The organism is Paracoccus sp. (in: a-proteobacteria), assembly GCF_047605025.1.
Lineage (GTDB): Bacteria > Pseudomonadota > Alphaproteobacteria > Rhodobacterales > Rhodobacteraceae > Paracoccus.
On sequence record NZ_JASGGO010000026.1, the window covers coordinates 22,070 to 44,283 of the forward strand.

Here is a 22,214-nt window from a genome sequence, read left to right on the forward strand (position 1 = left end):
AGGGAGGATGGGAGGATCTATAGCGTGGACCTGTATCTGAGAGTTCGTCAGGCCTGTGCGGCGGGCATGAGCCAGCGTCAGGCGGCAATGGCATTCAACATATCGCGCGACACGGTTGCGAAGATGATGATGTTCTCGGTTCCTCCGGGCTACCGGCGGACGGCCGAGGTCAAGCGCCCGAAGCTTGATCCGTTCATCCCGATCATCGAGGGTTGGCTGGAGGCGGACCGGACCATGCCGCGCAAGCAGCGGCATACGGCCAAGCGTGTTTTCGACCGTCTGCGCGAGGAATGCGGCTTCACCGGCGGCTACACGATCATCAAGGATTATATCCGGGAACGTGAGCGGCGGGGCCAGGAGGTGTTCGTGCCGCTGGCGCATCCCCCGGGGCACGCGCAGGCTGACTTCGGCGAGGCAATGGTCCGGATCGGAGGTGTCGAACAGAAGGCGCATTTCCTCGTGCTGGACCTGCCGCACAGCGACGCGCGCTATGTGCGGGCCTACCCTGCGGCAGTGGCCGAGGCCTGGGTGGACGGCCATATCCATGCCTTTGCCTTCTTCGGGGCAGTCCCTCAGTCGATCGTCTATGACAATGATCGGTGCCTGGAGGCGAAGATCCTGCCGGATGGAACGCGCAAGCGGGCGGAGCTGTTCAGCGGCTTGCTGTCGCATTACCTGATCCGGGATCGCTATGGCCGGCCGGGCAAGGGCAACGACAAAGGCAATGTCGAAGGCCTGGTGGGCTACTCGCGGCGAAAGTGAAACGATCGGCGAGAGATTGCAGCGCGATCTCGCCGCGATGCGCCCGCTCCCGGTGGCGCCCTTCGATGCCTGCGATCAGGCGATCGGCCACGTCTCGTCGCAATCGCTCGTGCGCTGCAAGACCAACGACTACTCGGCGCCGGTCGCTTACGCCCATCAGGATGTCTGGATCCGGGCCTATGTCCATGAGGTGGTGATCGGCTGCCGGGGCGAGGTGATCGCCCGTCATCCCCGGTGCTGGGATCGCGATGAGCTCGTCTTCGACCCGATCCACTACCTTCCGCTGATCGAGCAGAAGATCAGCGCTCTAGATCAGGCCGCGCCATTGCAGGGCTGGGACTTGCCCAAGGAGTTCACCACCCTGCGCCGGATGATGGAGGCGCGGATGAACCGGCACGGCCGACGCGAATATGTCCAGGTCCTGCGGCTTCTGGAAACCTTCGATCTGGCCGATCTGCGGGCTGCCGTGACGCAAGCGCTGCAGATGGGGGCGATCGGCTTCGATACGGTGAAGCATCTCTTGTTGTGCCGGGTGGAGCTGCACGGTCGGTTGCGGGATCTGGCCAATGAGCGGCGCAGGTTCGGCTACCGGCGACTGTTCGTCCTGCTCAGGCGGGAAGGCGAGGCATCGGGGATCAATCGCATCTACCGGCTCTACCGCGAGGAAGGGTTAACAGTGCGTAAACGCAAGGCTGCGGCCCTGCGCCAGGACAAGGCGGAACATCCGTATCGCATCGGAGTCCGGGCAACCGGCAGGCCCACGGAAGCTTTTGATGTCTCGTATATATCCGCCAGAAGTGCCGCCTTCCCGACGCGACGACCGATCACCGGCAAGGCCGCTTCAGCGAAGGCGTCCTTGTCCATGGCGGTGATCATGTTGAAAGACGGAAAGGCCTCAAGAAACGTCAGGAACCAGTCGCCGCGAAAGCTGCGGTGGAACCGGGCCGCCTCCGGAAAGCAGAGTGGCGGGCAATGGGTCGGGATACGATGCCACAGCTCGGTCTTCGACCGCGCGACCATCCCGCAGGTCTTCGACAACTCCTGGATGTCGCGCGTGCCAGCCACCAGCGGGTCATGAAAGACCTGCACCGCCCCGATCTCCAGCATCCGCAGGATCACCTGCGCATCCTTCGGATCGTTCTTGTCCCAGCTGTTGTGCAACGCCTCCCGCGAGCGAGCGCGATCGATGAGACCAGCTTTAATTCGAAACCCGCTTGCCCGAGGGCGAACATCAGCGCCCGATGATGGTTCCCGGTCGCCTCGAACCCGACCGTGACCGGCCGGCCAAATTCCCGAAGGGCATCGATCAGACGCCGATAATCTGCAGCAGTGTGCAGCACCGTCATCCGGCGGCGACGTGACTTGCCGGGCACGGCGATCAGCACCTCGTGCCGGTGCCTGGAAATGTCGATGCCTAGCTGAACACGGGCATCCGAAGCATGATCAACCTTGGCCATGGCCGGTCTCCTCTGTGGTGTGGTTCGCAAAACCACCATAGGGACCTGAGCCCAGGTTATGGCCGCCTGCTGCGCTGTTTTGATGGCTGCGCAGGCGGCCATAACCTCCAGCAGCCCTTCATTCCCGACATGCTATGGGACGGAATACATCAGTTCCACGCCGACGGCCTGGGCCGAAAAGCAGGGCATTGCCCTCAACCACATCCAGCCCGGAAAACCGCAGCAGAATGCTTATATCGAGCGCTACAACCGGGCGGTCCGGCATGAATGGCTGGACCTCTATATCTTTGAAACCATCGAGGAGGCGCAGGAGATCGCAACCGACTGGCCATGGACTTACAACAATGAGCGCCCCAACATGGGCATCGGCGGCATTACACCCGCCCAGAAACTGAAGATGGCTGCCTGAAGTCTACTTCTGCGCCCCGTTAAAACGGGGAGGATTACCACGACGCCATCATCCGGGCGCCGCCGGATGTGCCGCCCGATGTCCGGCTTGGGCATTTCTCCGCTCTGGTGGACGGTCAGGCGGTGATCCCGGGATTCGCGGCGCTGGTCTGGCGGGTGGAAACCGGCTGCCGGGCAGATCAGGCCCGGCGCGGGGCATTGAGGGAAAGGGCCGCCCGCCGGTCGGGATGATGACCGGCGGGCGGGGCGGGGTTGGCGGAGGCCAGCCATCCGCCCTACCGGAGTGCGGGTCGGGCGACCGTCACTCCAGGATGTTCTGCGTCAGCGTCACCGAGGGGATGGTCGTCGGCATCATCACCTGACGATGCCTTGCCGTCCATTTCCAGCCGCCCCAGAGCAGCAATCCGACGAACGGAATGGCGGCGACGGTGAAGGTGCCGTTCGGGTAGTCGAAGGCCATCAGGACCAGCACGCTGAGCAGGAAAGCAAGCGTGAGCCACGAGGTCACCGGCGCGCCCGGCATCCGGAAAGGCACGTCCTCGACCTCGCCGCGCTTGACGGCACGGCGGAACATGATCTGGCACACGACGATGAAGCCCCAGGTGCTCAGGATACCCAGCGAGGCGATATTCAGGACGATCTCGAAAACGCTCGACGGCACCAGATAGTTGAGCAGCACCCCGAAGACATAGATCGCGAGCGTCACCAGAATGCCCATATAGGGCACGGCCTGCGCGCTCATCTTCGAAAGGAACTGCGGCGCCGATCCGCCCTGCGCCAGCGCGCGCAGCACGCGGCCGGTGGAATAAAGGCCGGAGTTGAGGCTCGACAGCGCCGCCGTCAGCACGACGATGTTCATCACGCTGCCGATACCCGGCACGCCGAGCGCAGCGAAGAAAGTGACAAAGGGGCTCTCGCCCGACTTGTAGGCCGTCCAGGGCAGAAGCAGCACGAGCAGGGCGATGGCGCCGACATAGAACAGGGCGATGCGCCAGATCACGCTGTTGATCGCGCGCGGCAGGATCTTGCGCGCGTCCTTGCATTCGCCCGCTGCGGTGCCGACAAGCTCGACCCCGGCAAAGGCGAAGACGACGCCCTGCACCAGAACCAGCGCAGGCAAGAGGCCGTTCGGGAAGAAGCCGCCGTTTTCCGTGATCAGGTGCATCCCCGTCGCATGGCCGCCAACGCTGAAGCCGCCGCCCAGCAGGGCGGTGCCGACGATCAGGAACAGAGAGATCGCCGCGACCTTGATGAGCGCGAACCAGAACTCCATCTCCGCGAACCACTTCACCCCGATGAGGTTCATCGAGCCGACGATCACCAGCGCGCCGAGCGCCGAAATCCATTGCGGCAGATCGGCGAAGGCATCCCAGTAGTGCATATACAGCGCGACTGCGGTGATATCGACAATCCCGGTCATCGCCCAGTTCAGGAAATACATCCAGCCGGCGACGAACGAAGCTTTCTCGCCCAGAAACTCGCGGGCATAGGAGACGAAGCTGCCGCTGCTCGGGCGGTGGAGCACCAGTTCCCCCAGGGCGCGCAGGATCAGGAAGGCGAAGGCGCCGCAAACGAGATAGACGATGGCGAGCGACGGCCCCGCCACCTGCAACCGGGCGCCCGCGCCGAGAAACAGGCCCGTGCCGATGGCGCCGCCGATGGCGATCATCTGGACCTGACGGTTGCCGAGCGTCTTGTGGTATCCTTCCTCATGCGATTCAAGCCAGCTTTGCTTGTCCAGTTTCGCGGTCCCCTCGACCGGCTGATTGGTGTTTGAAGTGGACAATGGTCTCTCCTTTTTCCCTGTCAGAAAATTGCTGCACGGGATTGCGCCCGCGCCCGGGGGCGAGGCGGTCATTCGGTGCATTCTGTTGTTTGTCTTGCCGTGTCTGGCCTACGGAACCCCATCCGGCGCGCGGATGCGGATCGACCGGACGCGCCGCCGGGCGGGTATCCTCGCCCCCGCGCTCATTCGATCGGCCGGTCGTTGGGGGCCGCGAACAGCGCGGTCAGAGCCTCCGAAATCGGCCAGTCGAGGTTCATGCCATGGGGCGGGATGGGCTGCGTGAACCATTTGTCATAGAGCGCGCGCGCCTCGCCCGAGGTCATCAGATCGGCGATCGCCCTGTCGACCACGGCCTTGAAGGGCACGTCGTCCTTGCGCAGGGTACAGCCGTAGGCCTCGAGCGCGAGGGGTGTTCCGGTCACGATCCAGTCGCCGGGCCGCGCGGCCTTCATCCTCTCGCCATAAAGCAGCGCATCGTCCATCACGAAGGCCGCCGCCCGCCCGGCCTCGACCTCCTGAAAGGCGCGGTCATGTTCCTTGGCCGCGATGATCACCATGCCCGCCGCATGTTCCTCGTTGTAGCGGTGCAGGGATCGTTCGGCCGTCGTCCCCGAGGTCACGACAACCCGTTTCCCGCCCAGATCCCCGAAATCGGCAATTCCCGCGTCCCTGTGCGTCAAGATCCGTGTGCCGATGATGAAGATCGTATTAGAGAAAGCCACCTTCTGTTCGCGGTCGCGCGTGTGGCTGGTCGAGCTGCATTCGATATCCACGCTGTCGTTGATCAGCAGCGGTATCCAGTTTTGTGATGTGATAGGTGCTCGGGCAACGGTCAGCGAGGGCAGATTCAGTTCTTTCCGGATCGCCTCGACGATCCGCAGCACGATGTCCTGCGAATAGCCGACGATGCGGCCGTTGTCCGAGTAATAGGAAAACGGCACCGAGGATACGCGCTGGCCGACCCTTATGGTCGACGTCGCGGCGATCCTTTCCAGCGTCGCGGAGCCCTCGGCACCGGCCGCCGCCGCAATTCCGGCGATGGCCGCACCCGTGAGGACTGCCAGGCATGATTTGCCCATCGTATCCCTCGCTGTTGTGGACAATACTGCGGGCCGGGGGCCACGGATATCGTCTCTTCGAGATCTTTTTCCATCTCTGTTTCGCCACAGCCTGCCACGGTATCGGCGGCGATTGCACGATAAAAATGGACAGTCGGGGAAATGGGATAATAGTCTGAAATATAACGATTATTAATGATATTCACCGGGCTGACGTTCGGAAATCCGAACTATTCTCCGGAACCCGTTCGGAAATCCGAACGAGTTCCGGGAAGCACGTTGCGGCGAAGGCCCATCGGCCAGATGCCCCCGGACCGGAAAGCCGGGGGCTGCGCGGATCAGAAGCTGGTCTTCAGCGTCAGTGCGACAGTCCGGGGTTCACCGTAGAAGCTGTTCATCCCGTTCACGCTGTTCCGGCTGCTCTCGTAATAGCGGCGGTCGAACAGATTGTTCACGGTGAGGCGCAGGCTCGTGCTGTCGGTGAGGCGATATTGCACGTTGGCGTCCCAGACGGCGAAGCCCGGGTATTTCACGCCATAAAGGCTGGTCGCGTCGCTTTGCACCTGCACGCCGCCGAAGGTCAGCGTCGTAGTTTCGCCGAGGTCGTAGTCGAGCAAGCCGTAGAGAGTGTCGTTGCGGCTCTCGATGTTGTCCCGGAACGAATTCGCCTGATCATGAATGCTTACATGTCGGCCGCGGATCGCCCCTGCCTCGTTCAGCTTGCCCGACACATCTCCGGTCGCGCGATAACGGTCATCGCTGCCGAAAGTCAGGCCGGTGCTGGCCTAGAATGCCTCGGTGGGGTGCTTGCGGACGGCGTTGATGGTGCCGCCCGGCTCGCCGTTCGCCTGAACAAGGCCCGTCGCGCCCCCCCCCCCTCGATATGGTCATAGATCTCGAGATCGCTTGTCGAGGTCGACGTGCGGTAGGGGTTGCCCTTCCGGATCGGGAAGAACTCGGCCGCGTCGGCCCCTGATCACCCGGAGCGCTCTGACCCGGGCCGATCTCGATATGATCCACCGTCATTCCCCCGGTTCGACCCGACGGCTGATGCTGGCGGCCGACAAGGGGGATGCCGCGACCGGAGTGCGTCGGCGATCGCGGGCGGGCATGAATCCCCTCATGTCGCTCCGGCAGGCGGGTTTCAGGAGGGGAACAAGGTGAAGACGAAGTTGATCAAACCTCCAAGATGGCGCTTCATCTCTTCGCTGGCGCGTTCTGCGTCTCCGGCGCGAAGTGCTTCGACAATCGCCAGATGTTCATGGCTGAGACGACTGCGCAGCATCTCGACCTCGAAAAGGCGCGTAGTCGAGCGAAGTTGCTGAATGATCCTGGCCGTCACCTCATTCCCGCAATATTCCAGTATCGTGCCATGCAACCTGTCGTCTGACAGCCAGTGCGCCTCGGTATGATGCGCGGTTCCGGCCTGCAATGAGACAAGCTCGCTATGGATTTCCTCCAGCCGCTCAGACGGAATGACAGGGGCTGCATTCCGGGTGGCATCCGGTTCGATTAGCATGCGCAGCCGTAGCGACTGAAGATATTCGCGTATCTCGACACATCGGACCATGAAATTGCGGCTGTCGCGCTTGGTCAGCAATCCCTCGTCTTCGAGCCGCTGCAGGGCCTCGCGCAGCGGCGTGCGCGAAATACCAAGCTCGGCCGCCAGTGGCGCCTCAACGATGACTTCGCCGCTGCGCAGCCTGTGGTTGAGGATCATGTAACTGATAGCGCGATGCGCCTGATCCACCAAAGACCGTGTCGCCAGTGGTGAGGGGGAATCAAGTTTCTCGGGGCTGGGTATGGCCAATCGCCGGGAAAGCGATCCCTCGGATCGTTTTCTGGCCCGGCTCATACGCGCAAGCGCGGCACGCAGCGTCGGCGCCAATATCGCAAGATTCATTTGACGACGGATACGGCCACCGGCGACATCCATGCAGTAGAGTTCACCGGCGACGCGACAAGGGCAACAGCCCTGTTCTGCCCCACCTGCTGGACCAGATCCCTGCTGACGAACAGATCGGCACCGTGACCGATGATGGTGCTTTTGGCACAAGGCGATGCCATGGCGCGATCCTCCAGCGCGGCGGCACAGCGATCATACCCATCCACAAGAACGGGCGACGATGGCGCGAGGACTGTCCTGCCGCCAGGGCGCGCAACGAGATCCTCAAGGTCACACAACGCCTGGGAAGGGCAGCCTGGAAACGCTGATCCGGATATCACGCCCGAAGCCGGATCGAGGCAAGGATGAGGTGCCTGAAAGCGTTCGGGGAACACATCGCCTCACGCGATCCGGACCGCCAGACAGCCGAAGTCCAGATCCGCGTCGCAATCATGAACCGCTTCAATGCATTCGGCACCGCCGAGATCGAACGCGTGGCATGAGCCCAAAGGGCAAGGGGGGCGTCCGGAAACCGCCTGACTTCTGCAACAACGCCCCCCTGAATGCTAAATCCACTGGCTGGGCGTCATGCTTTGGCTATGATGCGCTTCTGACCCGCATCCGGCGGGGGGCAAGTCTTCAGGCGGCGGATGTCCCGGCAAGAGGCCGGTCCGTAGCATGAAGATCACAACGGCGGGTCCGGATCTATTCCAGAAGCCGGTATTTCCGGATCTTGTCATGTAGCGTGGTCTTGGGCACGTTCAGCGCATCCGCGGTCCGGGTCAGGCTTCCGTCATGGCGCCGGAGTTCCGCGGCGATCAGGTTGCGCTCGAAATCCCCGACCCATTGCGCAAGCGATTGCGGCGCGCCCTGCGCGGCGGCGACCGTTTCCGTCAGCCCGCTTTTCGCGATACCCAGCACCAGACAATCCGCGGCCGTCTGCAATTCGCGGACATTTCCGGGCCAGGTATGCGCCATGAGCCGGTTCATCTGTTCGGTCGTCAGCGACGGATGCGGCCGTCGGAACCGGTCCGCCGCGGCCAGAATGAAATGCTCGAGCAATATGGGAATATCCTCACGCCTTTCGCGCAGCGGCGGCAATTCCATGATGACGGCGTTGAGGCGATAATAAAGATCGTTCCGGAGCATGCCCGACTGAACGCGCTCGAAAAGATCGGGGCTGGCGGCGGCGACGATGCGGCAGTCGATGGGGATCTTCTGGTTGGAGCCGAGCCGCTCGATCACCCGGTCCTGAAGAAGTTGGAAAAGCTTTATCTGCACCTTGGGCTGAATGGCGTCCAGTTCATCCAGAAACAGGGTGCCGCGTCCGGCATGTTCGACCTTGCCGATCCTGCGCTTGCGCGCGCCGGGAAATGCGCCCGCTTCATGGCCGAACAATTCGCTGTCCAGCATGTCGTCGGAAATCCCGCTGCAATTCACCGCAACGAATGCCGCGTTTTTCCTCCGGGAATGCCGGTGCAACAGTCTCGCCACCAGTTCCTTGCCGACGCCGGTTTCCCCCAGAAGAAGAACATCGACATTGGAATCGGCGATTTCCGAAATGAGACTGCGCGCATTCCGGATCTGCGTGGAATTGCCGATCAGCTTTTCCTCGACGCCTTCCAGCAGCGTCAGCCTTTGCCGCAGATCCGAGACCTCGAGCGTCAGCCTGCGCTTTTCCGCCGCGCGCTGGACGGTGCTCACCAGCCTTTCGGGCCGGAAGGGCTTGGTGATGAAGTCATAGGCGCCGCTGCGCATCGCCTCTACCGCGACGGCGATATCCCCATGACCGGAAACGACAATCACCGGCAGATCGGAATCGAGGCCGGCGCAATGTCTGACGACGCTCAGCCCGTCGGCGCCCGGAAGCTTCAGGTCGGTGACGACCAGTCCGGTAAAGCCGGGCTTTATCGCGGGGAAAGCCTCCTCGGCGCTTTCAAAGCCGATCGCCTCCATATCGGCAAGCTGAATGGCCTGAAGGCAGCCGAGCCGCAGATTGTGATCGTCCTCGATGACGATAACCGTAAGTCGGGCGGTCATGCGAGGCTCCCTGATGGCACGGCGGGCAGTTTCAGCCGAAAGACGGCGCCGCCCTCCGTTCCGCTTTTCGCTGTCAGATCTCCGCCATATTCGCGGGCAATGCTGCGCGAAATGGCAAGGCCAAGGCCAAGCCCGGTGGATTTGGTCGTGCGAAAGGGAATGAACAGATTTTCGACCTCGCCGGGATCGAATCCCTTGCCGGTATCCGCGACAGAAATCACGACGTGACCGTTGCCCTCATCTGTGCGGATATGCAGAATGCGGCGATTACCGTCCTCCATCGCGTCGCAGGCATTGGCGATCAGATTCACCAGAACCTGCTCAAGCCGGTTTCGATTGCACCAGACCACCGGCGAGGGATGATCGCAATCATTCACCACCTCGATCCTTGCGGATCGGAGCCGCCCGTCCAGTAAAAGAAGCGCGCTTTGAACCGCGCGCGCGACCTCGGCCATTTCCGGCTCGGCGGGGGACTTTTTTGCGAACGACCTTAGTGGATGGATGATGCCCGCCATCGTGTCGACCACCTCGCCAATGACCGCAAGATTGCCCTGCGCATTCTCCAGATCGCCCCGGCGGATGAATTCGCGCGTATTTCCGGCCAGCGTCTGTATCGCGCCAAGCGGCTGCGCGAGTTCATGCGTGATACCGGTCGCCAATTCGCCGAATGCGGTCAGTTTCGCCGCCTGAACGAGATCGTCCTGCGTGGCGCGCAATGCCTGTTCCGTCCGGATGCGTTCGTCCATCTCCTGCCGCAGTTCCGCATTCGTTTCGGTCAGCGCCCGGGTGCGCCGGGCGATCGTCATTTCAAGCCGGGCATTGATCCGTTCGAGCGCATCCTTTGCCTCCTGCCTTTGCCGCGCGGCGCGGCGGCGCTGCGCGAGATAAAGCGCCAGCGTGAAAACGAAGGCCGCCAGGGCCGAGGCCAGCGCCCCCGCCACCACGCCCTGCCGCCGGACATCGGCAAGATCAGAAAAAACCAGCAGTTTCCAGTCCATCCCGTCCAGAACCCGCCCCTGAACCAGCAGGTCGGAAAGGCCCGTCTTGACGATTTCATCGAGACCGAGCGACGCCTTGTCGACATCCAGATCGACGATGGCGGGAAATGCGCCGATCCGGTGGTGCCCATACATGCCCGTCAGTTCCAGATCGACACGTTGCGCGACGGTGAGCGGCTTGAGCGAGGCATAGAGCCAGCCCCGTTCCGACGACAGGACCACCACATTGTCGCGGTCCGCGATGAGCGCGGGCTTCCCGAGCAGCGAGAACGCCTCGACCACCGGTTGAAGGCTGATCTTCACGGTCGCGATACCGACGATGCGATCACCGTCATGGATCGGATGGGCCACGAAATATCCCGGAATGTCGGGCGCCTCGCCAAGCGAGAAATGACGCCCGACGAAACCGGACAGCGCGTCCTGGAAATAGGGCCGATAGGAGATGTCCTCGCCCAGTTTGCTGTCGTCTTGCTGCGTCGTATTGCTCGACCCGACGACTTCGCCGCGCTCGTTGACAACGAAGATCGCGTCGCTGCCGAGCCGGGCGCTGAGCCTGTGAAGGAACTGGTTCACGGCCTCGACGGTCGCGGGCCCGCCGCGGTTTCCGACCAGTGCGACGACATCCGGGTTGAGTTCGATGGTGCCGGGAATGCCGCTCAACCTGTTGATCATCAGGACGGCCGTGCTGGTGAAGATGTCCAGCCGATGCCCGGTATCGGCCATCAGCGCCGCCGTGGCCCGGGCGCGGCCCAGCCGGTCCCCCTCGATCCCCGCGAGAGCGATGGTGGCAAGGCCAAGCGCCGCGACAAGGGCGATACGGATGCCGCGGCTGCTCTTTTCCACGCGGATCGTGCCTTCGGTGATCGTGACCATCTGGCTCCCGGAGCGTTGTCCCAAGGCGCGGGCCGGTCTTCGGGCGCGATTGCGCATCCGGTCCGCATCCGGGGAAGGGTAGAGACACCGGCCCGGCGTCACAAGCAATTTCCTCGCCAGATCAAGTCGCTGCGCGCGAAATACCCGGTGCCGGGTCAACCGGGGCGCTTGCGGCCCAATGTTCGGGGGATGCCGGTGCCCAAAGGACCGGGGGATCAGGCCGCGCCGCCCGGTTCTTCATGTGCCGACCCTGACAGCGGGAGGGAAAATGCGGCAATGAGGCTGACGAGGATCCCGGCGGCGGCGAGACAGAAGGCCAGTTGCGTGCCTTGGGCGAGGACGGCGCGAAGCGCCTCGCCTTCCAGTCCGCCGGTGTGGCGGTTGGCCAGCGCGATCAGGACGGCGAGGCCGATGGCATTGCCGACGCTCAGTGTCGTGGACGCCATGCCGGAGGCGACGCCCTGCTCGTCGTGATGCACGCCGGAGGCGGCCGCGATCCACATGCCCGTCCAGACGATGCCTTGCCCGATCCCCGACACGATCGGCCCCGGCGCAAGGGCGAGATACCCCGCCGTCGTGCCGGGCACCAGCGGCACCGTCCCCGTCGCGCCCACCACCATGCCCGCGATCAGCGTCGTGCGGGTGGAAAGCCGCGTCGCCAGCCGTGCGCCGATCTGCGTGCCGGCCGCGATGGCGATGGAGGGCAGCAGGAAGGTCCATCCGGTTTGCAACGCGTTCAACCCCCGCGCGTTCTCGAACAGGACCGTCAGGAAATAGGGCAGCGCTTCGAAGGTCCCCATATAAAGGAAGGTGATCGTCATGCCGGCAACGAGGCTGCGGTTGCGGAACAGGCGCAGGGGCATGAGGGGGTCGCGGCTCCGCGCCTCGATCACCACGAAGGCGACGAGGAGGACCGCCGCCAGCGCCAGCGCGGTGGCCACGCTTGGGGCGCGCCAGCCCGCTTCCGGCCCCTCGACCAGCGCGAAGACCAGCGCCGTGGCGCCGATCGTCACGGTCAGCGCGCCCGGCAGGTCGAAGCTGCGCTTTTCCTGCCGCCGGGGGTCGCGCGGGATGACGAAGAAAGCCGCGAGGATGGCGATCCCGGCCAGCAGGACATTGACGTAGAAGACCGCGGGCCAGTCCCATGCGGCGGTCAGGAACCCGCCCGCGAGCGCGCCGATGCTGAGCCCGCCCGCCGAACAGCAGGAAACCGCCGCAGAACACCATATAGGCGCTGACCACCCATTGCAGGGTCTGCCCCGAGAACCCCAAGGGCGAAGGCGGTTTCGCCACGCGGGCGCTGGCGGATGAGCCGACAGCCGCCCGCGCCATCGAACGCAGCCTGCGCGAGGCGGTCGAGACCTATACCCGCAGGGACCGACCGAAGGGCTGCATGGTGGTCTCGGCCGCGACCAATTGCACGAGGGGGAACGACGGCGTGCGGGAATTCCTGGCCGACTACCGCCGCCGCCGCACCGCCTCGCTGGTCGAGCGGCTGGAACGCGCGGTGGCGCAGCGCGAGTTGCCCCCGGAAACGGATGCGCAAATGCTCGGGGATTATTACGCCATGGTCCTGCATGGCCTTTCCGTGCAGGCACGCTGGCGTGTCGCGGAATCGGTTGCTCGCAACCCTTCCCGCCGCCATGCTGGCGATCCGGGCGCAGGCGGGCACTCTGCCGATAGCGAGGTGAAAGTGAAGCTGATCGGACTTCTGGGCGGCACGGGCTGGCCCTCGACGATGCTGCCCTACCGGCGGATGAACGCGGATGTGCGGCGCAGGCTGGGCGGGCACCACTCGGCGCGGATCGTGCCATACAGCATCGACTACCATGAAATCAAAAGCCGTTACTGGGACCGCTGGAGCGAAATCCCCGCGCTGCTTGAGCCGGAGATCGCGCGCCTGCTGTCCTTCGGCCCGGATTTCTGGATGCTGGCGAACAACACCTTGCACAAGGCTTATGACGCGATCGCCGCCGATGTCGCGCCGGTGCCCTTCTTTCACGCGGTGACGCTGACGCGCGATCATCTGGTGGACCGGGGCCTGCGGTCGGTCCTGCTTCTGGGCACGCGGTTCATGATGGAGGACGGCTTATTCGCCCGCCCCCTTGAAGCGGCGGGCGTCACCGTCACCATCCCCGACGCCGCCGAACGCGACCTGATCCAGTCCATCCAGTCGCGTCTGTCGAAGGGCGAGACCGCGCCGGAGTTTCGCGCGGCTTTCTCGGCCCTTCTCGAACGCTACGAACGGGCGGGCTGCGAGGCCGTCGTGACCGCCTGCACAGAACCTCCCCTCGTCATCGACCAGACCATCACGGGGATGACCGTCGTCGATCCGCTGGTTCTTCAATGCACGTCCTGCGTGGACTTCGCCCTCGCCTGATCCGCCTTCACCAGTCCGAAGCCGATCCTGTCGCCATGGCCGAGCCCATAGCCAAGCTGGATGAGTTGCTCGACCATCGGCTCCAGATACCGGGTGTTCTTCAGCGACCCGGCGGGGATCGCCGTGAAGCCGAAGGCCCGGACCAGCGCGCCCACCTCTTCGACCGCATCCGCATCGTCGCCCGCGACGAAGACGGGAACGGAAACCGGATGCCCCCCGGCGCGCAGGGCGATGACCGGGGCGAATACGGTGTTGAACGCCTTGACGACGCGCGCCCCGGGAAGACGCCGGGCGATTTCCTCGGCCGCCGAGGTCGTATGGCCGATTGTCAGGCTCATGAAGTCATCGGCGAGCGGATTGGTGATGTCGATGACGATCCTGCCGGAAAGCGCCGGGGCAAGATCGTCCGCCACCGCAAGGGCCTGCGTGTATCTTGTGGCGATGACCACGATATCGGCGTTCTCGAGCGCGTCTGGTCTGCCCCCTCTGAGTGGTCCGGTTTGATTGTTAGTGCATTGTCGGCCTCTGGTCCATTTGCACGAAGGTCTCTGGGGCTGGGGGCCGGTATCGCAGAGCGCTATGAGGCCTGACTGTGTTGTGCAGCTCGGACGCACAACGCCCACAGGACCGAAGAGCGTGAAGTCCTCTATCCTTGGCACCCTTGGCGACGGCATCCGCGACGTGACCGCGCCGGAGGGCCGCAACTGATGACCGATCCGATCCTGTCGATCCGCAATCTGACCGTCGATCTGCCCAAAGACGGAGACCGACCGCATGCGGTGGAAAACCTCAGCCTCGATATCATGCCCAAGGAAATCGTCTGCATTGTCGGCGAATCCGGTTCGGGCAAGTCGATCACCTCCTTCACCACGATGGGCCTGCTGCCAAAGGTGCTGAACCCGTCGCAGGGCGAGGTGATCTTTGAGGGCCGCGACCTGCTGAAGATCGCGCCGCGTGAACACGCCAAGCTGCGCGGCGCGCGGATGGCGATGATTTTTCAGGAGCCGATGAGCGCGTTGAGCCCGTGCTATACCGTCGGCAATCAGATCGAGGAAATGTTCGAGGCGCACACCAGCCTGTCGGCGGCCGAGCGGTGCGCCCGCACGATGCGGCTTCTGGAGGAGGTTCGTTTGCCGGAGCCCGCGCGGATCTATGCCTCTTATCCGCATCAGCTTTCGGGTGGTCAGCGGCAGCGGATCGTGATCGCGATGGCGCTGGCGCTGGACCCGGCGCTGTTGATCGCGGATGAACCGACGACGGCACTCGACCTTTCGACACAGGCGCAGATCCTGCATCTGTTCAAGGATCTGCGCGAAAAGCACGACGCGGGGATCATGTTCGTTACCCATGACTTCGATGTCGTGGCCGAGATTGCCGACCGGGTGATCGTGATGAAGCAGGGCCGGATCGTCGAGCAGGGCACGGCGGATGAGGTTCTGAGCCGACCGCGCCACCCCTACACCCGCCAACTGATCGATGCCGTTCCGCTCAGGGGCGGCAGCACGCGCAATCTGGGAGAGCGGTCCGAAATGATGCGCGTCGCGGGGCTCAACAAGACTTATCAGGTCAAGGGCACGATGTTTCGCCCGGCCCGCACCGTGCAGGCCGGCAGCGAGATCGATTTTTCGGTGCGCGAAGGCGAAACGCTGGGCATCGTCGGGGAATCCGGATCGGGCAAATCGACGCTGGTGAAATGCCTGATCCGGCTCGAAGACCCTGACAACGGTGCGGTTTGGGTCGAGGGCACGAATGTCGCGATCTGTTCGCGCGCGGCGCTGCATCCGTTCCGCAAGGATATCCAGATCGTATTTCAGGACCCCTATGGCTCGCTCAACCCGCGCCGGAGGATCGGCGATCAGCTGGTCGAGGGCCCGGTGAACTTTGGCGAGAACCGGGACGAGGCGATGGCCCGCGCGCGGGAGCTTCTGTCGATCGTGCGGCTGGGGCCCGAGGCCCTGAACCGCTATCCGAACCAGTTCTCCGGCGGCCAGCGGCAGCGGATCTGCATCGCGCGGGCGTTGATGGTGCGGCCAAAGGTTCTGATCGCCGATGAAGCGGTCTCGGCGCTCGATGTTTCGGTGCAAAAGGAGGTTTTGAAGCTTCTGAACGAGATCCGCGACAAGATGGACCTGACGATTCTGTTTATCACCCATGACCTGCGCGTTGCGGCGGAGATCTGCGACAATCTGATCGTCATGCAAAAGGGCGCGATCGTCGAGCAAGGCACAGTCGATGCGGTCTTTGGTCATCCGAAACATCCCTATACCCAACAGCTTCTGGCGGCGCAGCCGGGGCAGGGCTGGGTCGTGCCCGATGTCGCGGCCCTGCCCCCGGCGGAGGGCGCGGCATGAAGCCGGCGCCTGCCTCTCTGATGGTATGCAGGACGGTCAGAACCACATAGATATTCCGGCAGAATCGAGGACGACATGATCATCCGTGACGCGGCACTGACCCATAGCGCGACCTATTTCGACGATGGCGGCTTTGAACGCGATCTGGCGGCGCTGGTCGCCGTTCCAAGCGAAAGCCAGGACCCCCGCGGGCTGCCTCATCTGGCCGGATATCTGACCGGCCACATGGTGCCGATGCTGGAGGAGATGGGCTTTGTCTGGCAGATCCATGACAATCCCGTGGCGGGGGCCGGGCCGCTCCTGACGGCGGAGCGGATCGAGGACCCTTCGGCGCTGACGGTGTTGGTCTATGGCCACGGCGATGTCGTGCGCGCACAGGAAGGCCAGTGGCGCGCGGACCTGTCGCCTTTCGATCTGACGCAGGACGGCGAGCGGCTCTATGGTCGCGGTTCGGCCGACAACAAGGGCCAGCATCTCGTGAATCTGCGTGCGCTGGCGGCGCTGATCGCGGCGCAGGGGAAGCTCGGCTTCAACGCCAAAGTGCTGATCGAGATGGGCGAGGAAGCCGGCTCCCCCGGCCTGAAGCAGTTCTGCGCTGAACAGCGCGCGTTGCTGAAATCGGATGTGCTGATCGCTTCGGACGGGCCGCGGCTGTCGCCCGAACGGCCGACGATCTTCACGGGGTCGCGTGGCGGCGTCAGTTTCGACCTGCTGGTCGATCTGCGTGAAGGGGCACATCATTCGGGCAATTTCGGCGGATTGATCGCGGACCCGTCGATCATTCTGGCCCATGCGCTGGCCACGATCACCGATGCGCGGGGGCAGATTCTCGTGCCGGAATGGCGCCCCGACAGCCTGACCCCGCGCATCCGCGAGGTGCTTTCCGTCCTGCCGCCGGTAGAGGCGGGGATCACGCTCGACCCCGGCTGGGGCGAAGAAAGCCTGACCCCGGGCGAGCGTGTTTTCGGCTGGAACAGCTTTGCCGTTCTAGCGATGAAGTCGGGTGTGCCCGAGGCGCCGGTGAATGCGATCGCGGGTCATGCACACGCGACCTGTCAACTGCGTTACGTGGTCGGCACCGATGCCGGGGATATCGTGCCGGCGCTGCGGCGCCATCTGGCGGCCAGGGGCTTCGATGCCGTGCAGGTGATCGCCGCCGATGGCGGAACTTTCCCCGCGACTCGACCCGGACCACCCCTGGGTGCGCTTCGCCGCACGGTCGCTGGAACGGACGACGGGCCTCGCGCCGCATCTGCTGCCGAACCTTGGCGGGTCGCTGCCGAACGACTGCTTTGCCGAAGTGCTGGCGCTGCCGACGATCTGGGTGCCGCACAGCTATGCGGGCTGCAATCAGCACGCGCCGAATGAGCATGTCCTGAAGCCCCTGATGCGGCAGGCCCTGCTGGGCATGACCGGGGTCTTCGCCGATATCGCCGCGGGCAAGGCGCCGGAGCGCGACGCATGAGCCTCGCGCTGCTGCTGTCGGTGGTCGGGGTCGCCGGCGCGCTGGCGGGCGTCATCTCGGGATTGCTGGGCGTGGGCGGGGGGATCATCCTCGTCCCGGCGCTCTATTATGTCTACGGCGCGATGGGCTATCATTCGGACCATGTGATGCAGGTATGTGTGGCCACCTCCATCGGTACGATCATCTTCAATTCGCTCCGCGCGATCCAGGGCCATCACAAGCTCGGCGCCGTCGATTTCGGCCTGATCCGGCACTGGGGCCATTCATCGCCATCGGTTCGGTGATCGGCGTTTGCCTCATGCGCCACCTTGATTGTGGTCGTCGCCCCATCGATCAGGACAACCTCGTGGCTCCAGTCGAACTGATAGGCTTCGCCGGGGGCAAAACTCAGCGGCACGAAGGCGGACGAGGCACCGGAGCTTTGAGTGCGCGCCCAGACCGAGGCGTAGCGGCGCACCGCATCATACCCGCCTTCATACCCGAGACCGCGCAGTTCCTCGTAGATCTGGATCAGCGTCAGGCGTTCCCGGCGTCCACGAGTCGCATTGATCGCCAACAGTCGGCTCAGCTCCTCAAGCCAGGCGCCCAGCTTCGGGCGTGGCTGAACCGTTCGGGTGTAGGTGAACTCCGTTATCCCGGTGCGGATCACCTTGCGCACCACCTTCTTCGACAGCTTCAGGTCACGGCAGATCGTCTTGATCCCCTTGCCCTCGGTAAAATGCAGCCGCCTGATTTTTGCGTTCGCCAGCGGGCTCGGACCAGTGGCGCCTCACTGGCTCACTCTCCACGACCAGCATCCCGCGCTCGGCCTCCGATAATCAGCGGAAGCCCAATGGACCCAACCCCTGGCCGGTGGGGTCCCTTTTGGACGCCGATCACCCCAGAAGCGGGGTCCTTATTCCAAGCCGGACAACACTTCGATGAGGCCGATTTCGTTACCGACCTGCGGCATGCCTGCGTGACGCCACATGCCGCGCGAAAAAGCGCGTTATTCAGCAATCGACGGCAGCACCACCCGGCACGACGGCTATGCCAAGTCCCAACGGAACCGCAAACGCATTGAGGACGACTTTGGCTGGGCCAAAACCGTCGACGGCATGGCGCGGACCGTCTATCGCGACCTCGAACGGGCGCGCTCCCGCTTCGTCCTGACGATGGCCGCCAACAACCTCGCCAGGCTGCCTCGTCTGCTGGCGGCGTGACGATGACGAACCTGGTGGGGCACACACGCCCCTTGCACCCAAAAGCGCGAGGCAGGGTAGCGACGCCTGGAACGAGGGGAAACAGTTCCGACGGGATCCATCCGGCTACGACGACGAGCAGTCTAGTAGTGACACAGGTCACCCCAATATGATTGCCGCGTGATCATCCATCCGTTGTTGACCCGCGCCGTCCGGTTCAGGCGCCTACGGTATTCTCCCGGGCATGTTGCGGTCGGGGTGGGCCTCTATGAAGGCCGGCAGGTCGCGGCAGGCGGCTTCGACCGCCGTGATCCTTTCGGGCAGTTCGACGCCCCAACGCCGGGCGTTGTAGATCTGGGGCACCAGCACGCAATCGGCCAGTCCCGGGCGGTCCGCGTGGCAGAACCTGCCGGTGAAGCCGGGATGATCCAGCATCCGCTCGAACGCGGCGAGCCCCTCGGCGATATTGTCGCGGTTCCATGCCGCGCGGGCTTCGCGCCCGGCCAGAGCCTCGACCCGCGCCAGCACCTTCAGGTTCGAGACCGGATGGATCTCGCAGGCGATGGCCAGCGCGAGCGCCCGGACATGCGCGCGGGCGGCGGGGTCGCCGGGCAGCAGCGCCGGTTCGGGCTGGGTTTCCTCGAGATATTCGAGGATCGCCAGCGATTGCGTCAGCACCAGCCCGTCGATCTCCAGTGCCGGCACCAGCCCTTGCGGGTTCAGCGCCAGATGTTCGGGCCTGCGCTGCGCACCGGCCACCAAATCGACCTGCACCCGGTCGTAGGCGATCCCCTTCAGCCCCAGCGCGATCCGCACCCGATAGGATGCGGACGAACGCCAGTAGTCGTGCAGAACCACGCTCATGCTTCGGCCGGCAGGACGCGGCCGGTGCAGGGACCGAAGCCGATGCGATAACCTTCGCCGCGGGCCTCGGCGAACAGGCCGATCTCGTCGCCATCCTCGATGAAGGTGCGCGGCTCACCGTTCACCGTGACCTGCCGCTTGCCGGACTGGGTCATTTCCAGCAGCGCCCCGGTCTGGTCCGGCGCCGGCCCCGAGATGGTGCCCGAGCCCAACAGGTCGCCTACCCGCATCGGACAGCCGGAACTGGTGTGATGCGCCAGTTGCTGGGCGCTGGAATAATACATGACGTTGTAATTCGTCCGGGCCATTTCCTGACCGTTCATGGTCCAGCCGATGGCCAGATCGTAAAGCCCGGGACGATCCTCGGCCAGATAGGGCAGCAGCGGATTCGCCCGCTCGGCCCCGGGGGACCGGAACGGCTCCAACGCCGCCTGCGTGACCACCCAAGCGCCGATGGTGGTGCCAAGCGCCTTGGACTGGAACGGCCCCAGCGGCTGGTATTCCCACGCCTGCACGTCGCGCGCCGACCAGTCGTTCAGCAGCACATAGCCGAAGATCATCGTCTCGGCCTCGGGCACGCTGACCCGGCTGCCCATCGCGCTGTCGGCACCGACGATGGCGCCGAGTTCGAGCTCCAGATCCAGCCGGCGGCAGGGCGCCCATTCCGGGCCGTTCTCGCCCTTCAGCTGGCCCATCGGCCGGCGGATCGGCGTGCCCGAGACGACCACCGACGAGGCACGGCCGTTATAGCCGATCGGCATGTGGGTCCATTGCGGCGGCAGCGCGTTCTCGGGGCCCCGGAACAGCACGCCGACGTTGAAGGCATGGTTTTTCGAGGCGTAGAAATCCGTGTATTCCGTCACCCGGATCGGCAGGTGCATCTGCGCCGAGGCCATCGGAACCAGCGGCAGATCACCCGAGGCGCCCTCGGCCAGAAGATCGGTCAGCCGGGCGCGCAGCCGGTCCCATTCGGCCCGGCCACGGGCGATGAGCCCGTTCAGTTGCGGCTGGGAGAAGGTGCCGCCCGCATCCAGCAGGCCCTTCGCCTCGCAAGCGGCCAGATCCAGGATCATGTCGCCGATGGCCACGCCGCAGCGCGGCGCCTCGCCAGCGACCGAAAAGACGCCATAAGGCAGGTTGTTGAGGGGAAAGGGGCAATCCGCCTGATTGGCGCTTGCGACCCGGGACCGGATCAAAGCCACTGCCGTCTCCTTCTTTCTTGTGGAAATATCCCATGGGGAACCGGGGGCGGACTGCCCCCGGCTGCGGGTCGCGTCACTTGATGCCGGGCTTGCCGTCGAACTTCTTCTCGAGCTGGTCCCAGACCTCGATATATTCCTCCTGCATCGGCGCCTCGCGGGCGGCGAATTCGGTCAGGTGCTGGGGAAAGCGGGTCTCGAACATGAAGCTCATCGTCTCGTCCAGCTTTTCCGGGCGCAGTTCCTCGTTCGAGGCATATTCGAAGGCGTTCTTGTCCGGGCCGTGCGGCAACATGCAATTGTGCAGGCTGATGCCGCCGGGCGCGAAGCCCTGTGGCTTGGCGTCATAGACGCCGTAGATATTGCCCATCAGCTCGGACATGATGTTCTTGTGATACCACGGCGGCCGGAAGGAATGTTCGGCCACCATCCAGCGCTCGCGGAACAGCACGAAGTCGATATTGGCCGTGCCCTCCTGTCCCGAAGCGGCGGTCAGAACCGTGAAGATCGAGGGATCGGGATGGTCGAACAGGATCGCGCCGACCGGGGAATAGGTCCGCAGGTCATATTTATAGGCGCAGTAATTGCCGTGCCAGGCGACGATATCCAGCGGTGAATGATCGATCCAGGTCTCGTGGAACTGGCCGCACCACTTGATGACGACGCGCGAGCGGACCTCGCGATCCTCGTAGGCCGCGACCGGGCATTTGAAGTCGCGGGTGTTGGCCATGCAGTTCGCGCCGATCGGACCGCGGCCCGGCAGTTCGAATTTCTGGCCGTAGTTCTCGCAGACGAAGCCGCGGCAGGGGCCTTCCAGCACCTCGACGCGATAGACGAGGCCGCGCGGAATGATGGCGATCTCTTTCGGCTCAAGATCGATGATGCCCAGTTCGGTGCAGAAGCGCAGCTTGCCTTCCTGCGGCACGATCAGCAGTTCGCTGTCGGCCGAAAAGAAATATTCGTCCTGCATGGACTGCGTGACCAGATAGACGTGGCTGGCCATGCCGACCTGGATGTTCACGTCGCCCGCCGTGGTGATGGTGCGCATGCCGGTGATCCAGGTCAGATCCTCGTCCGGGACGGGAATGGGATCCCAGCGATACTGGCCCAGCGACATGATGTTCTGGCCCTTGGGATCATAGGGCGCGATGTTCGGCGCGGTTTTCCAGTAAGGCACATCGATCGGGCTGAAGCGCCCGGTATGATGGACCGAGGGGCGGATGCGGTAGCACCAGGTCCGCTCGTTCTGGCCGCGCGGCGCGGTGAAGGCGGTTCCCGAAAGCTGTTCGGCATAAAGCCCGTATTCGCATTTCTGCGGGCTGTTCTGGCCCTGGGGCAGGGCGCCGGGCAGGGCCTCGGTCTCGAAGTCGTTGCCGAAGCCGGGCATGTAGCCGGCGACGGTGCCGGTGGTGTTCTCGGCGCGGATCATGCCTTGCGGCAATGCATGAGATGTCATTCGGGCTCCTCCCCCTCATATTCGTTGCTGATGCAATGAAAATAACGTTGC

The 22,214-nt window shown here is 64.1% G+C and carries 14 protein-coding genes and 8 pseudogenes; 9 read left to right on the forward strand and 13 right to left on the reverse strand.

Annotated features, from left to right (window positions below):
• Positions 1-66: 66 nt before the first annotated feature.
• Together istA and QM682_RS14385 are read left to right on the forward strand one after the other, a co-directional pair.
• Positions 67-1,300 (forward strand): annotated as a pseudogene (gene istA / locus QM682_RS14380) (IS21 family transposase); the annotation flags it as partial.
• Positions 1,298-1,456: pseudogene (locus tag QM682_RS14385) on the forward strand (IS3 family transposase); the annotation flags it as partial. The pseudogenes istA and QM682_RS14385, both read left to right, overlap by 3 nt.
• Here the strand turns inward: QM682_RS14385 and QM682_RS14390 are convergent.
• Positions 1,451-2,219 (reverse strand): annotated as a pseudogene (locus QM682_RS14390) (IS110 family transposase); the annotation flags it as partial. The pseudogenes QM682_RS14385 and QM682_RS14390 sit on opposite strands and share 6 nt — an antisense overlap.
• A gap of 136 nt (positions 2,220-2,355) precedes the next feature.
• Between QM682_RS14390 and QM682_RS14395 the strand changes: the two are divergent.
• Positions 2,356-2,628: pseudogene (locus QM682_RS14395) on the forward strand (integrase core domain-containing protein); the annotation flags it as partial.
• Between the two features lie 300 nt (positions 2,629-2,928).
• Here the strand turns inward: QM682_RS14395 and ansP are convergent.
• The 4 genes from ansP to QM682_RS14415 all read right to left on the reverse strand — a co-directional run bounded on the left by ansP (position 2,929) and on the right by QM682_RS14415 (position 7,326).
• Positions 2,929-4,494, reverse strand: coding sequence for an L-asparagine permease (gene ansP, locus QM682_RS14400; protein ID WP_415130928.1), 1,566 nt, complete (start codon positions 4,492-4,494; stop codon positions 2,929-2,931).
• A gap of 101 nt (positions 4,495-4,595) precedes the next feature.
• Positions 4,596-5,492 carry a transporter substrate-binding domain-containing protein gene (locus QM682_RS14405; protein WP_415130930.1) on the reverse strand — a complete coding sequence of 299 codons (897 nt, stop codon included), beginning with the start codon at positions 5,490-5,492 and terminating at the stop codon, positions 4,596-4,598.
• Between the two features lie 317 nt (positions 5,493-5,809).
• Entirely contained in the window at positions 5,810-6,202 is a 393-nt protein-coding gene (locus QM682_RS14410) for a hypothetical protein (RefSeq protein ID WP_415130932.1), read from the reverse strand.
• Between the two features lie 413 nt (positions 6,203-6,615).
• A complete protein-coding gene (locus tag QM682_RS14415) occupies positions 6,616-7,326 on the reverse strand; it encodes a GntR family transcriptional regulator (RefSeq protein ID WP_415130977.1) in 711 nt (236 codons plus the stop codon).
• On the opposite strand from QM682_RS14415, the pseudogene QM682_RS14420 reads away from it, so the two are divergent.
• A pseudogene (locus tag QM682_RS14420) lies at positions 7,249-7,859 on the forward strand (IS5 family transposase); the annotation flags it as partial. The gene QM682_RS14415 and the pseudogene QM682_RS14420 overlap by 78 nt on opposite strands.
• A gap of 202 nt (positions 7,860-8,061) precedes the next feature.
• Here the strand turns inward: QM682_RS14420 and QM682_RS14425 are convergent.
• The 3 genes from QM682_RS14425 to QM682_RS14435 form a co-directional block, all read right to left on the reverse strand.
• Entirely contained in the window at positions 8,062-9,396 is a 1,335-nt protein-coding gene (locus tag QM682_RS14425; RefSeq protein ID WP_415130934.1) for a sigma-54-dependent transcriptional regulator, read from the reverse strand.
• Positions 9,393-11,117, reverse strand: coding sequence for an ATP-binding protein (locus tag QM682_RS14430; protein ID WP_415130936.1), 1,725 nt, complete (start codon positions 11,115-11,117; stop codon positions 9,393-9,395). The genes QM682_RS14425 and QM682_RS14430 overlap by 4 nt, the downstream gene beginning before the upstream one ends.
• Positions 11,118-11,482: 365 nt before the next feature.
• Positions 11,483-12,715, reverse strand: a complete 1,233-nt coding sequence (locus tag QM682_RS14435) for an MFS transporter (RefSeq protein WP_415130979.1) — start codon at positions 12,713-12,715, stop codon at positions 11,483-11,485.
• Between QM682_RS14435 and QM682_RS14440 the strand changes: the two genes are divergently transcribed.
• Positions 12,610-13,647 carry an aspartate/glutamate racemase family protein gene (locus tag QM682_RS14440; protein ID WP_415130981.1) on the forward strand — a complete coding sequence of 346 codons (1,038 nt, stop codon included), beginning with the start codon at positions 12,610-12,612 and terminating at the stop codon, positions 13,645-13,647. The genes QM682_RS14435 and QM682_RS14440 overlap by 106 nt on opposite strands.
• Here QM682_RS14440 and QM682_RS14445 read toward each other — a convergent pair.
• A pseudogene (locus tag QM682_RS14445) lies at positions 13,611-14,111 on the reverse strand (NADPH-dependent F420 reductase); the annotation flags it as partial. The gene QM682_RS14440 and the pseudogene QM682_RS14445 sit on opposite strands and share 37 nt — an antisense overlap.
• A 243-nt stretch (positions 14,112-14,354) precedes the next feature.
• Between QM682_RS14445 and QM682_RS14450 the strand changes: the two are divergent.
• The 3 genes from QM682_RS14450 (at position 14,355) to QM682_RS14460 (ending at position 17,747) form a co-directional block, all read left to right on the forward strand.
• Positions 14,355-15,998 carry a dipeptide ABC transporter ATP-binding protein gene (locus QM682_RS14450; RefSeq protein ID WP_415130938.1) on the forward strand — a complete coding sequence of 548 codons (1,644 nt, stop codon included), beginning with the start codon at positions 14,355-14,357 and terminating at the stop codon, positions 15,996-15,998.
• A 75-nt stretch (positions 15,999-16,073) separates the two neighbouring features.
• A complete protein-coding gene (locus tag QM682_RS14455) occupies positions 16,074-17,366 on the forward strand; it encodes a M20/M25/M40 family metallo-hydrolase (protein WP_415130940.1) in 1,293 nt (430 codons plus the stop codon).
• Positions 17,367-17,459: 93 nt separating this feature from the next.
• Complete coding sequence (locus QM682_RS14460) at positions 17,460-17,747, forward strand: TSUP family transporter (RefSeq protein WP_415130942.1); 288 nt, start codon at positions 17,460-17,462, stop codon at positions 17,745-17,747.
• 14 nt (positions 17,748-17,761) lie between these two features.
• On the opposite strand, the pseudogene QM682_RS14465 reads toward QM682_RS14460, so the two are convergent.
• Positions 17,762-18,211 (reverse strand): annotated as a pseudogene (locus QM682_RS14465) (IS21 family transposase); the annotation flags it as partial.
• 171 nt (positions 18,212-18,382) lie between these two features.
• Here QM682_RS14465 and QM682_RS14470 point away from each other — a divergent pair.
• Positions 18,383-18,665, forward strand: a pseudogene (locus QM682_RS14470) (transposase); the annotation flags it as partial.
• 204 nt (positions 18,666-18,869) lie between these two features.
• Here the strand turns inward: QM682_RS14470 and maiA are convergent.
• From maiA to hmgA, 3 genes are all read right to left on the reverse strand, one after another.
• Positions 18,870-19,508: a maleylacetoacetate isomerase gene (maiA, locus tag QM682_RS14475; protein ID WP_415130944.1), complete on the reverse strand. Its 639-nt coding sequence runs from the start codon at positions 19,506-19,508 to the stop codon at positions 18,870-18,872.
• Positions 19,505-20,710 carry a fumarylacetoacetase gene (gene fahA, locus QM682_RS14480; protein WP_415130945.1) on the reverse strand — a complete coding sequence of 402 codons (1,206 nt, stop codon included), beginning with the start codon at positions 20,708-20,710 and terminating at the stop codon, positions 19,505-19,507. The genes maiA and fahA overlap by 4 nt, the downstream gene beginning before the upstream one ends.
• Positions 20,711-20,783: 73 nt before the next feature.
• Positions 20,784-22,163, reverse strand: coding sequence for a homogentisate 1,2-dioxygenase (gene hmgA / locus QM682_RS14485; RefSeq protein WP_415130947.1), 1,380 nt, complete (start codon positions 22,161-22,163; stop codon positions 20,784-20,786).
• Positions 22,164-22,214: the final 51 nt, after the last annotated feature.

Bases quoted from the DNA above. Each gene is read 5' to 3' on its own strand.
- ansP (WP_415130928.1), bottom strand. From the start codon at position 4,494: ATGCACCGAATGACCGCCTCGCCCCCGGGCGCGGGCGCAATCCCGTGC.
- QM682_RS14405 (WP_415130930.1), bottom strand. From the start codon at position 5,492: ATGGGCAAATCATGCCTGGCAGTCCTCACGGGTGCGGCCATCGCCGGA.
- QM682_RS14415 (WP_415130977.1), bottom strand. From the start codon at position 7,326: ATGAGCCGGGCCAGAAAACGATCCGAGGGATCGCTTTCCCGGCGATTG.
- QM682_RS14425 (WP_415130934.1), bottom strand. From the start codon at position 9,396: ATGACCGCCCGACTTACGGTTATCGTCATCGAGGACGATCACAATCTG.
- QM682_RS14430 (WP_415130936.1), bottom strand. From the start codon at position 11,117: ATGGCCGATACCGGGCATCGGCTGGACATCTTCACCAGCACGGCCGTC.
- QM682_RS14450 (WP_415130938.1), top strand. From the start codon at position 14,355: ATGACCGATCCGATCCTGTCGATCCGCAATCTGACCGTCGATCTGCCC.
- QM682_RS14455 (WP_415130940.1), top strand. From the start codon at position 16,074: ATGATCATCCGTGACGCGGCACTGACCCATAGCGCGACCTATTTCGAC.
- QM682_RS14460 (WP_415130942.1), top strand. From the start codon at position 17,460: ATGAGCCTCGCGCTGCTGCTGTCGGTGGTCGGGGTCGCCGGCGCGCTG.
- maiA (WP_415130944.1), bottom strand. From the start codon at position 19,508: ATGAGCGTGGTTCTGCACGACTACTGGCGTTCGTCCGCATCCTATCGG.
- hmgA (WP_415130947.1), bottom strand. From the start codon at position 22,163: ATGACATCTCATGCATTGCCGCAAGGCATGATCCGCGCCGAGAACACC.